This window comes from Agromyces sp. NPDC058104 (assembly GCF_042884835.1).
GTDB lineage: Bacteria > Actinomycetota > Actinomycetes > Actinomycetales > Microbacteriaceae > Agromyces.
The window spans coordinates 34,650-49,928 of the sequence record NZ_JBHVTD010000002.1 but is presented as its reverse complement, the minus strand read 5'-3'; the positions used below and the strand labels follow the sequence as shown (position 1 = coordinate 49,928).

Here is a 15,279-nt window from a genome sequence, read left to right as displayed (position 1 = left end):
GGGGCTGGATGTCTCGGGCGGGGGTGCTGGCGGGGTCAGGGGCCGTTCCCGGGCGCGCACGGCGGCCCGGTCCGGGTGATCGGCGTGAGCTTCGCGTACGCGCCGGTGAAGGAGACGGTGAACGAGACGGTCCCGGCGGTGTCGGGCGCGGTCACGTCGGAGAGCACGACGGAGCCGCTCGCAGCCGGCGAGACCACGACCCCGCGCTCGTCCTCGGGCTTCTTGGGCACGACGACGCAGCTGTCGGCGAAGTCGACGTCGACGATCGTGGGCGCACCGGTCGGGGTGATCGGGATGCCCTGCGAGCAGTACCACCCCTCCTCGTCGCTGCACTGGCGCGCCAGGATCGTCGACGGCGCCGACGACGAGGTGAAGCCCGAGGCGAACGCATCGGCCGCGACCGCGGTGCCGTCGAACACGTACTCGACGTGGAAGTTCGGCGAGGCGGTGAGCGAGGGGCCGGCGGTCACGTGGTAGGCGAACGAGTTGCCGCCGCCGCTCGGTGCCGGCCCGACGGTGTACGTCGTCGAGCTCGCCTGCGGTTCGTCGAGCCAGGTCGACACGCGCACCTGGGCGACCCCCGAGGTCGCGACCCCGAAGCCGTTCGACGTGCACGCCATCACGTTGTAGCGGACCTGCTCGAGGCCGCTGATCGTCGGGCCCGTGCTCACGGTCGCGCCGCCGGCGTCGTACGCGAGGGCGCCCGAGCCGTCGGTCCAGCACTCGGGCGATCCTTCGCGCGGACGCCAGGCGAAGTAGACGGTCTCGGCGGCGCGTGCGCTGTGGTTCGCGCTCGGGGTGACGCCGGTCACGATGAGCGAGCTGTTCGACGTCGCAGTCGCCCCGATGTTGTTCGGGTCGAAGTACGGTGCGCCCGCGACGGTCACGGGCGTCGCCGCCGAACCGCCCTCGTTGCCGCCGCGCCCCGTCGGCGGTTCGAAGATGCTGATCGGCACGAGCGTGATCGTCTGCGGTCCGGGCGTGAGGACGAGGTCGGTGCGCGTCTCCTGGCCCCGACGGTCGATGACCTGGCCCGTCTCCACCACCCGGAACGCGCGCGCGTCGGGTTTCGCGGTGACCACGAGCTCGACGACGCCCGCCGAGGGCGAGGTGGTGCCCTGCCGGAAGACGGGGGTGAGCTTGACGCCCCCGATGCTCGGCGACTCGTACGACCACGTCGTCACGCTGCTCGTCGGCGAGGAGCTGCCGACGGGGTTCACCACGCGGGCGGCGTAGTCGTGGCGCTCACCGGGCACGAGCCCGCCGACGGTGCACCACCAGACGCCGGGCGCTCCCGGCGAGCACTCGGCCGGAACGGTGCGCCCGCCCTCGAGGATCTCGACGCCGGTGACGGCGGGGTGGGCCCGCAGGGCCTCGCCGAGCGAGACCTCGAGGGTCACGCTCGTCGCGGTGAAGTCGGCGGTCGAGATGGACGCGGGCGGCTGCGGGAGCCCGAGGAGGTCGACCGTCAGACGCCCCTCGCCCGGGCGGCCCTGCGCGTCGACCACGACGTACGGCACGACGCATTCGCCGCCGAAGGCGTTCTGCCCGCTCGGCCAGGTGACGACGATCGAACGGTCGTCGGCGGCGCGCATCGTTGCGACCTGGCAGGTGTTCGCGCCCGCGCCGAGGCTCTCGAGCTTCAGTCCGGCCCCGGTCTTGCCGGCGAAGGGGTCGTACTCGCCGGGCACTCCGATGACGGTGACGGTGCACGAGGTGCCGCTGCCGACCGAGCACTGCTGGGTGAACACGGCGCCGCGCGGCGAATCGGCCGGAGCCTGCCCCACGACGAGGGTGATGGCCGAGGAGACCCCGCCGAACGCGCTCAGGCTGACCGTCGCGGTCTCGCGCGTGCCCGGGCGGGCGTCGGCGTGCGCCTCGAAGCTCACGCTGCCGCCCGACTGCACGACCGTGAACGCGGTGCCCGAGTACGCGACCGAGTAGTCGAGCTTCGAACGGTCGCCCTCGCGCCCGCCCTCCCAGGTGGTCATCTCGTCGTAGAGCGCGATCTTCTCGGTCGCGCCGGGGGCCACCGTACGGCTCACCGCGGAGAGGATCGCCTGGGGGTCCTTCGGGACGATCGCGACGGGCACCCCGATCCACGACCAGGTCTTCTGCCCGTCGAGCCGCACGGGGATGAGGCAGCGGTCGCTCCACGGGGCATCCGCGCCCGCCGAGTACCGCGCACGGCCGCCCGAGACGGGCGTGCAGCTCGCCGCAGCGCGCTGCACCGTGTAGGGGCCGTCGGCGCCGACCTCGACGCGGTCGCCCTTCGGCAGGTCGAGGAGCTCGCGCACCTCGAACTCGAGCTGCGCCTCCTCCTTCACCTCGATCGGCTCGGCGTCGGCGCGCAGCTGCACCCGGAGGTCGTCGGCCGCAGGGACGACGAGGAACCCGAACGCCTCGGCCTCGCGGCCCGCGCGGTCCTCGCCGTGCAGCCGGAACGGCACGAGCGCCCCGCCGTCGGGCAGCGGGCCCGTGATGCGGTGGCCCTCGACCCGGTAGTCGCCCGACTCGTCGCCCCAGAGCTCGAGGTCGAGCTCGCCGAGTTCTCCCGAGGCCCACACCACGTGGCCGGCGACCACGTCGATGCCGTCGGTCGGGAGATCGGCCCGCGAGCGCGCCGTCACGACGGTGTCGGTCACCAGCGGCGCGTCGGTCGCCTCGCCCTCGATGACGTTCACGACGACGAGGCCCTCGGCGGTGCTCGAGCTGCGCAGCGACTTCACGGTGTAGCGGTACGAGTTCGCCCCGACCACGTCGCCGGGATGCAGCACCACGCGACCGTCGCCGAAGGAGGTCGCGTCGTCGACGAGCGCCTCGAGACGGCGGTACTCGGCGCTGCCCTCGGGGGCGTTCGGCACGAGCCTCACGAGTTCGAGCTCGCCCTGCGCGGGGTCGAGGTCGTTCCCAGCGGGCTCGACCGTCACCGGCGAGTCGGCGGCCTGCTGCACGCGGACGTAGTCGCTGAAGGTCACCGGCGCCGCGTCGGTGACGGCGGCCGCCAGCACCCCCACGCGGACCTGCGCCGTGCCCGCGGCGCCGGAGGCGTCGCGAACGGTGTACTCGAACGACGGCTGCGCGTCGCCCGTGGCGCTCTCGGGGGCGGTGTAGACGATCGCATCGCCCTCGGCCGAGATCGTCGCGATGCCGAGTCCGGCCTTCGGCTGCGTGACGGACGCGAGCACGGTCCGGTCGCCGTCGGGGTCCATGCCGGTCGCGGCCACGGGGATGCGCACGCTCTGCCCGCTCAGGACGCGGGCGACCAGCGGGTGCGGCTCGGGTGCGCGGTTCGCGCCCTCGGGCAGCACGGTGACGGTGACGGTCGAGTGGTCGAGCCGCTCGGGCGCCTGCTCGAGGCCGACGGCGTAGCCGAGCTCGTAGGTGCCGGGCACGGCCGGTGCGAGGTAGCGCACCTCGTCGCCCGCGGCGAACGCGAGCTCGCCCTCGGCGCCCGAGGAGGTCACTTCGGGGTGCACCACGAGCCGCTCGGCCCGCGGGCTCACGTCGTTGGCCGTCACCGGGATCGAGATGAGCTCGCCCGCGCGCATGGTGACGGTGTCGGGCATCGCGATGGGGCTGAGCCCGGCCGAGGGCGCGACGAGGAAGACGTTGAGGTCGCCGACCGCGGTCGCTCCGGCGCCGTCGGCGATGGTCACCTTCGCGCGGCCGACGAGACCAGGCCGGCCGTCGCGCGTCGTGCCGGTCGCCCGCACCTGGGACTGCGCGACCACGCCGACGCCGAGCTCGGGCGCCATCGCCACCGCGTCGGTGACGACGAGCACGCGCCCGCTCGTGTTCTGCGCGGCGCCGAGCACGTCGACCATCGCGTCCTCGCCGACGCGCACGAAGGCCGTCATCGGGGCGAGGGCGAGCGGCGCGCCCGGAGCGGCGACGGTGACCCGGATCGTCGCCGTCTGCTCGGCACGCGTGACGACGTCCTGCACGGTGAAGGTCGCGAGGTAGGCGCCGGGCTCCGCGGCCGAGAGCTCGACCTCGCCCGCCGCGGCGTTCGGCGCCACCGTGAGGCCGCCGCTCGCCGCGGCCGCCGTCGGCACGGCGTCGAGCAGTCGCACCGACCCGGAACCGCCGCTCACGTGCTCGACGATCTCGACGATGGCCGTCTCGCCCGCGCCGGCGGTGACGGCGACCGGGGTCACGGCGAGCGAGGCGCTCGAGGTCACCCTGAGGTCGAGCGTCGCCTCGGCCTCGGCGCCGTGCACGTCGGCGACGGTGACGCGCACCTGCACCTTCTCGGCGGACGCGTTCGGGTCGGTGTGCCTGACGGCGACCCGGCCGTCGGCCATCGGCACGACCGTGACCGGCGCGCTCGGGTCGACCGGCTGCGCGTCGGCGAGCACGAAGGCGTCGCCCTCGGGGTCGACCCAGCCGGGGAGCACGGGCACGAGCGCGGTGCCGCCGGGCATGAGCTGCGGTTCGGGCCAGCGCTGCGCGCAGTCGGCGACGCCGCACCAGACGGGCGCGCCGTTGACCTCGTCGGGCACGACGGTGAGCGTGACGGTGACCGGCTCGGAGGTCGCGGCGCCGTCGGTCACGGCGTAGCTGAAGGTCGTCGAGCCCGAGGCCGCCCGCACCCGGACGGCGGGGGTCTGGTCGTTGGAGGTGAGGGCCAGCTCGCCGAAGCCGGCGTCGGCGAGGCCGCCCGAGATCGACGCCGGGTCGACCGTGAGCACGTCCTTGGCATTCGGGTCGTGATCGTTCAGCAGCACGGGCAGCTCGACCTGCTGCCCCGCACGCACGCCGAAGCTGTCGGCGACGGCCACGGGCGGCTCCTGGCGGGCGAGGTCCTCGACCTCCCGGGTGCCGACGCGGTCCTCGACCTCGTCGTCGAGCTCCCACTGCTCGATCGGCACCATGCGGCCGTCGGGCACCGTCCAGACGAGCCCCGAGGAGGTCTCGTTGAGCACCGCGCGGTCGCCGCTGCCGCGCAGCACGGGGGTGATCGCCTGCGGCCCCTCGGCCTCGCGCTGCCCGTCGGGCGTCTCGAGCGGAACCGTCTCGCCCGTGCCGCTCGTCCAGGCGGTGCCCCCGTCGACGCCGAGCCAGGCGGCCACGAGCTCGCCGCCCGCGACGATCGGCGCGGCAGGGGTGCCGCTCGCGTCGACGACGCGTTCGGCGTCGCCGCCGTCGAGACGCAGTTCGACGAGCCCGGCGGAGTCGGCGATGCGGACCGATTCCGCGGCCCCCGCCCCCTGCTGGAGGCGCGCGTCGGCCGCGACGTCGACCGGCACGGCGGCGTCGCGACCCGCGACCCACGCCCGGGCGTCGGCGGCGTCGAGCATGACCCAGCGTTCGCCGACGACGGTGACCTCGAGCCGGGCGTCGGGCGCCGGCGGGTCGGCGATCGCCTCCGCCCGCCCGACGAACTCCCCGGTGGCGACGTCGAAGGTCCGCACCGCCTCCTCGCGTGCGGAGTACAGGGCCATCAGCCCGTCGGGCGAGATCCCGACGGCGGCGGCCGCGTAGGTCTTCTCCTCGCCGTCCTCCGTGCGCTCCTCGGCGTACGGGTCGACGGGGAACGCGTCGTCGCCGTCGATGCGCCCCGCGTGCACCGTCCCGGTGTCGGTTCGGTAGGCGATCCACTCGCCCGCGGTCGCGACGTCGCGGGTGCCCACGGGCGTCGGCATCGAGCCGCCGCCGTCCTCGGCGACGAGGTCGACCGGATCGGCGGGATCGATGCGCCACCGCTGGCGGAAGCCCTGGCTGTAGAGCGAGATCTCCGAGCCCGACTGCACGACCCCGCTCGGGTCCTCGACGTCGCGCACGAGGTCGATCTCTGCGAGGTCGGTGTTGACCCGCGCGTATTGCCCGCTGTCGCGCGTCACCCAGACGGCGGTCTCGAGCCGGGGCACCTCCTGCGCCTCGTAGCCGTTGGCCGTGACCGCGAGGGTGACGACCGTCGCGACGGCGGCGAGGCCCGCGACCGAGGCGATGACCGCCCCGCGCCGCCCTCCGCGACGGCGAAGGCCCGCCCGTGCGGCGCGTCGCGCCGCCATCAGATCACTCCCGCGACCACGAGCCCGACCGCGCCGGCGGCGAGCACCGCGACCGCCGAGCCGACGCCGATCAGCACCGGCTTCAGCCACCCGCCGCGCGACCGGGCGGGTGCGAGCCCGCCGTCGTCGACGACGGGGCCGGACGGTCTCGCCGCGGCGACCGCCGCCGCACGGCCCGCACGGCGCGAGTCGGCGTTGACGGTGGTCACGACCGGGCCCCTCGCCGAGGCATCCGCGAAGCCGAGCGGAGCCGCAGCCGCCCACTCGGGCGAGGCGACCTCGAGCCCGGTGGGCGCGATGCCGAGCTCGAACTGCGCCCAGCGGAGCGCCTCGCCGAACTCGGTCATCGAGGTGTAGCGACGCGCGGGGTCGCGCTGCATCGCGGTCGAGAGCACGGTGTCGATGCGCGCGGGCACGCCGCGGGGTGCGAGTGGCGTGTACTTCGCGCCGAGCACGCGGCGCGACAGCTGGTCGACGCTGTTCCGGCTGCGCTCGGCGAGCTCGAACGGGCTGTGGCCGGCGAGCAGCGTGTAGAGCGTGGCACCGAGCCCCCACACCTCGGTGGCGACCGTGCCGGTCGTGCGTTCGCCGAGCACCTCGGGCGCGCTCCACGGGATCGACATCGCGAAGGTGTCCCCCGCGCCGCCCTCGCCGATCGTGCCGGCGATGCCGAAGTCGGCGAGCACGGGCGCACCGAGGGAGTTGACCAGCAGGTTCGAGGGCTTGATGTCGCGGTGCAGCAGGCCCGAGCGGTGCGCCGTCTCGAGGGCGCCGGCCATGCGCACCCCGATGTCGAGCACCTCACCGACCGGCACCGGTCCGCGCTTCGCGCGGGCGCCGAGCGACTCGGGGCAGTACTCCATGACGAGGTAGGGGCGGCCGTCGGCCGAGATCGAGGCCTGGTGGATCGTCACGATCGACGGGTGCGCGCTGAGGCGCGCCATCGCGTCGGCCTCCGCGGTGAACGCCCGTCGCGCCTCGGCGTCGACCACGTCGACGAGCAGCACCTTCACGGCGGTGACCCGTCGCGGCAGGTCCTGCTCGTAGAGGAACACGTCGGCGAAGCCGCCCGTGCCGAGCGGGCGCACGTAGCTGTAGCCGGAGAGCACGGGCGGTGGGGAGGGCAGACGCTTCGCCACGAGCGGGGGCCTCCTGCCGGCTGGTCGGGTCACCGGCGCGCCGGGAGCTGTTCGGGTCGCGGATGCCTCGCCTGCGCCGTCGGGGGACGCAGGGCCCCCGGCGGCGGCGCGGCCGTGCCGCGACATCCGGGGGACATCCTAAACGAGGCGGATGTCGCCGCCGAATCCGCTGTGGAACACTCCGCCGCGCGTCACTCGCCCGCGGGGTCGGACGACTCGTCGAGCGGCGTCAGCCGCAGTCGGTCGATCAGCTCGGCGGCGTGGTTGGTGCTGAGGATGATGCGGGCGAACTCGCCGTCGGCGAGCTCGAGCACGACTGCCTGCCGCTTGCCCTTGACGATGACGAAGTCGCTGCCGCCGTGGTACTTCCAGACGCCGACGGCCACCACCAGGGGCACCTCGGTGCCGCGACGGCGGATGCCCCGGATCCAGATCCACGGGTCGTCGGTGATCGTCGCCGATCGGATGTCGTCGCGCTGCACCACGAGGTCGGCGCCGCGGAGCGCGAGCGACTTCTCGGCCGCGGTGAGGTGGACCTCGACCCGGTCGCTGTGCACTCGGAGCTTCGCCATGCCTCAATACTGCCCCATCCGCCTCCGCACCGAATGCTCCTGAGGACGGCGCGGGCCGGACGGGCGGTTTCTCAGGACGACACGCCGCGCGGGGCCCGGCCACGCGGTGCCTCGTCCTGGGAAACGGCTCCTCCCCGTCGTGGGTGACGAGGTCAGGCGGGGGTCGCGGCGGCGGCGGCCTTCGCCGCGGCGGGCAACGCGTCGACGATCCGCGCGATCGCGGCGTCGTCGTGCGCGGCCGTGACGAACCACGCCTCGAACACCGACGGCGGCAGCGAGACGCCCCGGTCGAGCATCGCGTGGAAGAACGGCGCGTAGCGCCACGACTCCTGCCGCAGCACCGTCGCGTAGTCGCGCACCTCGCTGCCCGCGAGCGCCTCGCCGAAGACGAAGCTGAACAGGTTGCCGGCCCGCTGCACCCGGTGCGCGACCCCCTCGGCGGCGAGCGCCTCCGAGGTCGCCGCGCTGATCGTCGCGGCGGCGGCGTCGAGCCGCTCGTAGACCGCGGCATCCGCGGCCCGAAGGGTCGCGATGCCGGCGGCGACCGCGACCGGGTTCCCCGAGAGGGTGCCGGCCTGGTACACGGGCCCGAGCGGCGCGAGCTGCTGCATGATCTCGGCGCGACCGCCGAGCGCGGCGACGGGCATGCCGCCGCCGATGACCTTGCCGAAGGTCATGAGGTCGGGGGTGTAGGCGGAGGCCTCGTCGCGGGACTCGAGCCCCCACCAGCCCGCCTCCGAGACGCGGAAGCCGGTGAGCACCTCGTCGCTGATGACGAGCGCGCCGTTCGCGTGGGCGAGCTCGACGAGCGCACGGTTGAACCCGGGCGCGGGCGGCACGACGCCCATGTTCGCGGCCGACGCCTCGACGATGACGGCGGCGATGCGGTCGCCGTGCTCGGCGAACACCGCGGCGAGCGCGTCGAGGTCGTTGTAGGGCACCACGAGCGTCAGCGCGGCGATGTCGGCCGGCACGCCGGCGGAGCCCGGCAGGGCGAAGGTCGCGAGGCCCGAGCCGGCCTCGGCGAGCAGGCCGTCGGAGTGGCCGTGATAGTGGCCGGCGAACTTCACGAGCAGGTCGCGGCCGGTGAAGCCGCGGGCGAGCCGGATGGCGCTCATCGTCGCCTCGGTGCCGGTCGACACGAGGCGCAGCTGCTCGACGGGCGCGACACGGCCCTCGACGAGTTCGGCCAGTTCGGTCTCGGCGGGCGTGGACGAACCGAACGAGAGGCCTCGGCTCGCGGCATCCTGCACCGCGTCGACGACGCGCGGGTCGGCGTGACCCAGGATCGCGGGCCCCCACCCGGCGACGAGGTCGACGTACTCGCGACCCTCGGCGTCGGTGACGACCGCGCCCTTCGCCGAGACGAGGAATCGCGGCGTGCCGCCGACCGAGCGGAACGCGCGCACCGGCGAGTTCACCCCGCCGGGGATCGCGGCCTGCGCTCGGGCGAAGAGTTCGGCATTCGTGGCGTTCATGCGGCTTCTCCGTTGCGGATCCATTCGGCCAGCTCGACGGCCCAGTAGGTGAGCACGACGTCGGCGCCGGCCCGCTTGATCGAGCGCACCGACTCGATGACGGCGCGCTTGCGGTCGATCCAGCCGTGCGCGGCGGCGGCCTCGACCATCGCGTACTCGCCCGAGACCTGGTAGGCCCAGACGGGAACCTCGCTCGCGGCGGCGACGTCGGCGAGCACGTCGAGGTAGCCGCCCGCGGGCTTCACCATGACGACGTCGGCGCCCTCGTCGATGTCGATCATGGCCTCGCGGAGGCCCTCGCGGCGGTTGCCGGGGTCGAGCTGGTACGTGCGCCGGTCGCCCTCGAGGGTCGACTCGACGGCGTCCCGGAACGGACCGTAGAACGCGCTCGCGTACTTGGCCGAGTAGGCCAGGAGCGCGACGTCCTGGTGACCGGCGTCGTCGAGCGCCTCGCGCACGGCGGCGACCTGGCCGTCCATCATGCCGCTGAGGCCGAGCAGCTCGGAGCCGGCGCGCGCCTGGGCGAGCGCCATCGCGGTGTACCGCTCGAGGGTCGCGTCGTTGTCGACGCGGCCGCGCTCGTCGAGCACGCCGCAGTGCCCGTGGTCGGTGAACTCGTCGAGGCAGAGGTCGGTCTGCACCACGAGACGGCCGGCGGATGCCTCGGCCGCCACCCGGGTCGCGACGTTGAGGATGCCGTCGGGATCGGTCGCGCCCGAACCGCGGGCGTCGCGCACCGCGGGCACGCCGAAGAGCATCACGCCGCCGACACCGGCCGCGGCGGCCTCCTCGATCGCCCGCGGGAGGCTCTCGAGCGAGTGCTGCACGACGCCGGGCATCGAGGCGATCGGCAGAGGCGCGACGGCGCCCTCGCGCACGAAGATCGGCAGCACGAGATCGGCGGGGTCGAGGCGGGTCTCGGAGACGAGGCGGCGCAGGGCCGGGGTCTCGCGAAGTCGGCGCGGGCGGACGCGGGGCGCAGGCGTGGAACTCACCGAACCAGCCTACGCGCGCCAGGCTGTGCGCCGCCTCCGCTGCTGCTTCTGCAGGAGAAGTGCACTGGCAGGGCAGGATTCGGGCCGCCCACCGCAATTCTCCTGCACAGGCAGCGGGGCGCGGGGCAGCGGGGCAGCGGGGCAGCGGGGCAGTGAAGCGGCTACGCGAGCGCGGTCGCCGCGTCGACGACCGCGTCGATGAGCGACTCGGCCGAGCGCTCGCGCGCCACGACGTCGACGCGGAGGCCCACAGCCCCGGCGTCCTTCTTGGTCTGCGGGCCGATCGCGGCCACGAGCGTCGACTCGGGCAGTGGCCCGAGCTGGTTCTGCACCTGCTCGGCGACGCTGCCCGAGGTGACGAGCACGGCGTTGACGAGGCCCGCCCGCACGTCGGCGGCCACCTTCTCGGCGACCGGCACGCCCACCGTGCGGTAGGCGACGACGGCTTCGACGTGATGGCCCATGCGCTCGAGGCCGATCGAGAGCACCTGCTTCGCGATCGCCGAGCGCAGCGCGAGCACGCGCAGGCCGGCCGCGCCGTCGGTCGCGGCCTCCCACTCCTCGAGCATGCCGCGCGCCGAGTTGTCCTCCGCCGGGACGATGTCGGCGTGGTACCCCGCGGCGACGAGCGCGGCAGCGGTCGTCTCGCCGACCGCTGCGACCTTCGTCGTCTCGGGGATGACGGCGCCGTACGAGGAGAGCACGTCGACCGTCGTCGCGCTGGTGACGGTCAGCCAGTCGAACTCGCCGGCGGCGAGCTTCGCGAGGGCGGCCTCGAGCGCCGGCTGGTCGTCGGCGGGCGCGAAGTTGATGAGGGGCGCGATGATCGGGGATGCTCCGCGCGAACGCAGCGCCGCGGCCACGCCGTCGCCCCAGGGGCCGCCTCGGGGCACGAGCACGCGCCAGCCCGCGAGCGGCTTGGCGGCACCGGCCGATGCGGGCAGCCTGATGGCGCCCGTCATCGGTTCGAATTCAGTCACGGCTGCTCCTCAGGGGGAACGAGGTCTGCGGCGCCGTTGCCGAGGAGTTCGTCGACGGCGCGGTCTGCGACGTCGCGTGCCGCATCCGCCAGATCGGCGGCCGAGCGGCTTTCGGGGGTGGCCGCGTGCGAGCTGGTGAGTCGCCGCGTCCCGTCGGCACTGTACACGCTCGCCGTCAGGAACAGAAGTTCGTCCTCGAGGAAGGCGGTCGCACCGACCGGCGCGGCGCAGCCGGCCTCGAGCCCGGCCAGCACGAGGCGCTCGGCGAGCACGGTCGCCCGCGTGACGGGGTGGTCGATGGATTCGAGCGCGCGTTCGAGGTCGCGGTCGCCGCGCTCGCGCCGCACCTCGATCGCGAGGGCACCCTGGCCCGGTGCGGTCGGCCAGTCGCTGAGCGAGAGGTGGTCGGTCGCGGCATCCAGCCGCCCGAGGCGACCGAGCCCGGCGGCGGCGAGCAGCACCGCGTCGAGCTCGCCCGACTCGACCTTGCCGAGGCGGGTGTCGATGTTGCCGCGGAGGTCGACCGCGACGACGTCGGGGCGCGCGGCGCCGAGCTGCGCGATGCGTCGCGGCGAACCGGTGCCGACGCGGGCGCCCTCGGGCAACGTCGCGAGGGTGAGTCCGTCGCGGGCGCAGAGCACGTCGCGGGCGTCGACCCGCTTCGGCACGGCGCCGAGGCGGAGGCCGGCGTGCTCGGCGGTCGGCAGGTCCTTCAGGGAGTGCACGACGAGGTCGCACTCGCCCGCGAGCAGTGCCTCGCGGAGCGCCGCGGCGAAGACCCCGGTGCCGCCGATCGAGGCGAGCGAGGCGCGCGAGGTGTCGCCCTGCGTCGTGATGGGCACGAGCTCGATCTCGGCCCCGGCGGCCTTCGCGATCCGCTCGGAGATCTGGCGCGTCTGCGCCATCGCGAGAGCGCTGCCGCGAGTGCCGACCCTGATGACGGTCACGGCGCGATCCCCGCGAGGGCCGGGCGGAAGCCGAGGCGCACGTTCTCGCAGCAGCCCGGGCGGCAGACGTCGTACCAGGGGCCGAGCTCGGTGACGGCGGGCCGGTCGGCGACCGGGGTGCCCTCGACGCGTTCGAGCACGAGGTCGACGAGGCCGGCGACGTACGCGGGGTGCGTGCCCGGGGTCGGCACGCGCACGGCGGCGAGCCCGTGCTCGCCGGCGGTCTCGAGCGCCTCGTTGTCGAGGTCCCAGAGCACCTCCATGTGGTCGCTCACGAAGCCGAGCGGCACGATCACGACGGCCGATCGGCCCGCGGCCGGGAGCTCGGCGATCGCGTCGTTGATGTCGGGCTCGAGCCACGGCATCGAGGGCGGGCCGGAGCGCGACTGGTAGACGAGTTGCCACGCCACGTCGTCGGCGCCCGCCTCGCGCATGACGACCTCGGCGACGGCGAGGTGCTGGGCCGCGTACGCGCCGCCCTCGCCGAAGCCCCGCTCGGCCGGGCCCGACTTCGCGGCGTCGGTCGAGGGGATCGAGTGGGTCGCGAACAGGACCTCGATGGCGGATCGCTCGAGGCCGGGGTTCTGCTCGAGCAGGCTCGCGATGCCGTCGCGCACCCCTTCGACGAAGGGCTGCACGAAGCCGGGGTGGTCGAAGAACTGGCGCACCTTGTCGATCTGGATCACGTCGCCGAGCCCGGTGTCGGCGAGCGCGTCGGCGAAGTCCTCGCGGTACTGGCGGCAGCTCGAGTACGAGCTGTAGGCGCTCGTCGCGATGGCGATGAGCTTCGTGCGGCCTGCGGCCTTCGCCTCGGCGAGCGCGTCGTTGAGGTAGGGATCCCAGTTGCGGTTGCCCCAGAGCACGGGCAGGTCGACGCCGCGGCGCGCGAGCTCGGCCTCGAGGGCCGCCTTCAGCTCGCGGTTGTGCTCGTTGATCGGGCTGACGCCGCCGAAGTGGCGGTAGTGGTGCGCGACCTCCTCGAGGCGCTCGTCGGGGATGCCGCGCCCGCTCGTCACGTTGCGGAGGAACGGGATCACGTCGTCCTGGCCCTCGGGGCCGCCGAATCCGGCGAGCAGGATCGCGTCGTAGGCGACCGGCTCGGTGACGTGCTCGGCACCCTGCTGCGCCGCGGGGGTCGCCCCCGGGACGATCGCGCCCTGGGCGCACGGGGCGGAGGCCGCGGGGCCGGGCTTGCGGCCGCGAGGGGCGCCCGCCGCTCCGGTGGATCCGAGGTTCGTCGCGACCATTACTGCAGGACCTCCACGAGTTCGGCGGTCGTGATGCGACGACCGGTGTAGAACGGCACCTCTTCGCGCACGTGCATGCGTGCGTCGGTGGCACGGAGCTCGCGCATCATGTCGACGAGCTCGGTGAGTTCGTCGGACTCGATCGGCAGGAGCCACTCGTAGTCGCCGAGGGCGAAGGCGCTGACGGTGTTCGCGATGGCGCCGCGGAACGAGGCGCCCTTGCGGCCGTGCTCGGCGAGCATCCGGCTGCGCTCGGCCGGGTCGAGCAGGTACCAGTCGTAGCTGCGGACGAAGGGGTAGACGGTCATCCACGCCTTGGGCTCGAGCCCGCGGAGGAACCCGGGCACGTGCGCCTTGTTGAACTCGGCGTCGCGGTGCACGCCCATGGCGTTCCACGTCGGGAGCAGCGCCTTGAGCAGGCGGGCGCGGCGGAGCTCGCGCAGGGCCCACTGCAGGCCCTCGGCGGTGGGGCCGTGCAGCCACAGCATGACGTCGGCGTCGGCGCGCAGGCCCGAGACGTCGTAGATGCCGCGGAGGGTCACGCCCTCGTTCTCGACGAGCGAGATCACGCCGTCGAGCTCCTCGACCACCCGGCGGACGTCGTGCCCGTCGAAGTCGTCGGGGCGAGCGGGGTCGCGACGGAGCACCGCGAAGACCGTGTAGCCCTCGGGCGACTGCTGGCCGTCGGCCCCTGCAGCATCGGAATTGTTCTGGAACGCGTCGGCTGCCGCTTCGGCAGCGGGGGAAGACATGCCTCCAGTCTCCCCCTTTCTCTTCGAACGGCCAAAAGCGAGTGGATGCCTCGCGCCCGCGCCGCTCGCCAGTGCGGCTCGCGGGCCGCCGGCTCGGCATAGGCTGCCTGCCATGCGGATCTGGTCGGTGCATCCCCGTTACCTCGACCGGCAGGGCCTCACCGCCTGCTGGCGCGAGACGCTGCTCGCGCAGGCGGTGCTCGAGGGGGCGACCCGCGGCTACACGAACCACCCGCAGCTCGAGCGGTTCCGTGAGGCGGCCGACCCGCTCGGGGCGATCGGCGACTACCTCGCGGCCGTCGCCGCCGAGGCCGGCGAGCGCGGCTACCGCTTCGACGCGGCCAAGGTGCACCGGCGCAGCGCCCCGCCCGTCGCGATCGAGGTGTCGAGCGGGCAGCTGGCTCTCGAGTGGCGGCATCTCATGGCGAAGCTCGAGGCGCGCAGCCCCGAGCTCGCAGTGCGCTGGGCCGGGGTCGTCGCTCCCGAGGCCCACCCGCTCTTCGCAGTGGTCGACGGGCCCGTCGCGTCATGGGAGCGCGCCCGCCCCGAGGTGTGAGCCCCTGGCTCAGCCGTCGTCGGGGTGCTCGAGGTCGAGCTCGGTCGCGCTGAGCGCGTCGAGGAACCGGATGACGACCTCGCGCTCGTCGGGCGCGAGCGCGGCGGCCGCCGCGAACCGTCGGGCGTGCAGGCGCCCGACGGACTCGCGCGCGACCGCCCGGGTCTCGTCGGTGACGGTGATGGCGAGCGCCCGGCGATCGGTGGGGTGCGGCGACCTGGTGATGTGGTCGCCGCGCTCGAGCCGGTCGAGGAGCTTCGTCGTCGAGGCGCTGGAGATGCCGAGGTACTCGCTCAGGGCGCCGGGCGTCGCGATCTCGCCCTGGTTGCGCGCGGCGATGAGGAATCGCAGGGCCCGCATGTCGGTCTCGTTGAGCTTCATGTAGCGACTCGAGACCTCGCTCATGCGCCGCGCAGCGTCGTGCCAGCCGCGCAGGCTCTGCATGACCCGCACGATCTGGTCGATCTCGGCGTCGTCGAGCCCCGTCCGGTCGACGAGTTCGCCGGCGCCGTCGAAGATCCGCGGGTCGTGCATCCCCGCGCGGACGTCGTGCGGCGACTCCCCCTCTGCTGCCATGAGGTGATTGTAGCCAACTC

The 15,279-nt window shown here is 74.2% G+C and carries 11 protein-coding genes; 1 reads left to right on the top strand and 10 read right to left on the bottom strand.

Annotation, left to right across the window (positions count from 1 at the left end):
• Positions 1 to 35 precede the first annotated feature (35 nt).
• From ACFVTH_RS08030 to hemQ, 9 genes are all read right to left on the bottom strand, one after another.
• The gene (locus ACFVTH_RS08030; RefSeq protein WP_387088896.1) at positions 36 to 6,017 is read right to left on the bottom strand and encodes an Ig-like domain-containing protein; all 5,982 of its coding nucleotides are present in this window, start codon (positions 6,015 to 6,017) and stop codon (positions 36 to 38) included.
• Entirely contained in the window at positions 6,017 to 7,156 is a 1,140-nt protein-coding gene (locus ACFVTH_RS08025) for a serine/threonine-protein kinase (RefSeq protein WP_387088893.1), read from the bottom strand. Before ACFVTH_RS08025 ends, ACFVTH_RS08030 begins: the two co-directional genes overlap by 1 nt.
• A 191-nt stretch (positions 7,157 to 7,347) precedes the next feature.
• Positions 7,348 to 7,728, bottom strand: a complete 381-nt coding sequence (locus tag ACFVTH_RS08020) for a hypothetical protein (protein ID WP_387088890.1) — start codon at positions 7,726 to 7,728, stop codon at positions 7,348 to 7,350.
• 152 nt (positions 7,729 to 7,880) lie between these two features.
• Positions 7,881 to 9,206, bottom strand: a complete 1,326-nt coding sequence (gene hemL, locus ACFVTH_RS08015) for a glutamate-1-semialdehyde 2,1-aminomutase (RefSeq protein WP_387088887.1) — start codon at positions 9,204 to 9,206, stop codon at positions 7,881 to 7,883.
• Positions 9,203 to 10,201 (bottom strand): porphobilinogen synthase, encoded by a 999-nt coding sequence (gene hemB / locus ACFVTH_RS08010; protein WP_387088884.1) that lies wholly within the window; start codon positions 10,199 to 10,201, stop codon positions 9,203 to 9,205. Before hemB ends, hemL begins: the two co-directional genes overlap by 4 nt.
• A gap of 161 nt (positions 10,202 to 10,362) precedes the next feature.
• On the bottom strand, positions 10,363 to 11,163 hold the full coding sequence (locus ACFVTH_RS08005; protein WP_387091805.1) for a uroporphyrinogen-III synthase: 801 nt from the start codon (positions 11,161 to 11,163) through the stop codon (positions 10,363 to 10,365).
• Between the two features lie 14 nt (positions 11,164 to 11,177).
• Positions 11,178 to 12,128 carry a hydroxymethylbilane synthase gene (hemC, locus tag ACFVTH_RS08000; protein WP_386939237.1) on the bottom strand — a complete coding sequence of 317 codons (951 nt, stop codon included), beginning with the start codon at positions 12,126 to 12,128 and terminating at the stop codon, positions 11,178 to 11,180.
• Positions 12,125 to 13,375 carry a ferrochelatase gene (locus tag ACFVTH_RS07995; RefSeq protein WP_387088881.1) on the bottom strand — a complete coding sequence of 417 codons (1,251 nt, stop codon included), beginning with the start codon at positions 13,373 to 13,375 and terminating at the stop codon, positions 12,125 to 12,127. The genes hemC and ACFVTH_RS07995 overlap by 4 nt, the downstream gene beginning before the upstream one ends.
• Entirely contained in the window at positions 13,375 to 14,127 is a 753-nt protein-coding gene (hemQ, locus tag ACFVTH_RS07990; protein ID WP_386939241.1) for a hydrogen peroxide-dependent heme synthase, read from the bottom strand. The genes ACFVTH_RS07995 and hemQ overlap by 1 nt, the downstream gene beginning before the upstream one ends.
• Before the next feature lie 112 nt (positions 14,128 to 14,239).
• Between hemQ and ACFVTH_RS07985 the strand changes: the two genes are divergently transcribed.
• The gene (locus ACFVTH_RS07985; protein ID WP_387088879.1) at positions 14,240 to 14,683 is read left to right on the top strand and encodes a pyrimidine dimer DNA glycosylase/endonuclease V; all 444 of its coding nucleotides are present in this window, start codon (positions 14,240 to 14,242) and stop codon (positions 14,681 to 14,683) included.
• 9 nt (positions 14,684 to 14,692) lie between these two features.
• On the opposite strand, the gene ACFVTH_RS07980 is transcribed toward ACFVTH_RS07985, so the two are convergent.
• Entirely contained in the window at positions 14,693 to 15,259 is a 567-nt protein-coding gene (locus ACFVTH_RS07980) for a MarR family winged helix-turn-helix transcriptional regulator (RefSeq protein ID WP_387088876.1), read from the bottom strand.
• Positions 15,260 to 15,279 lie beyond the last annotated feature (20 nt).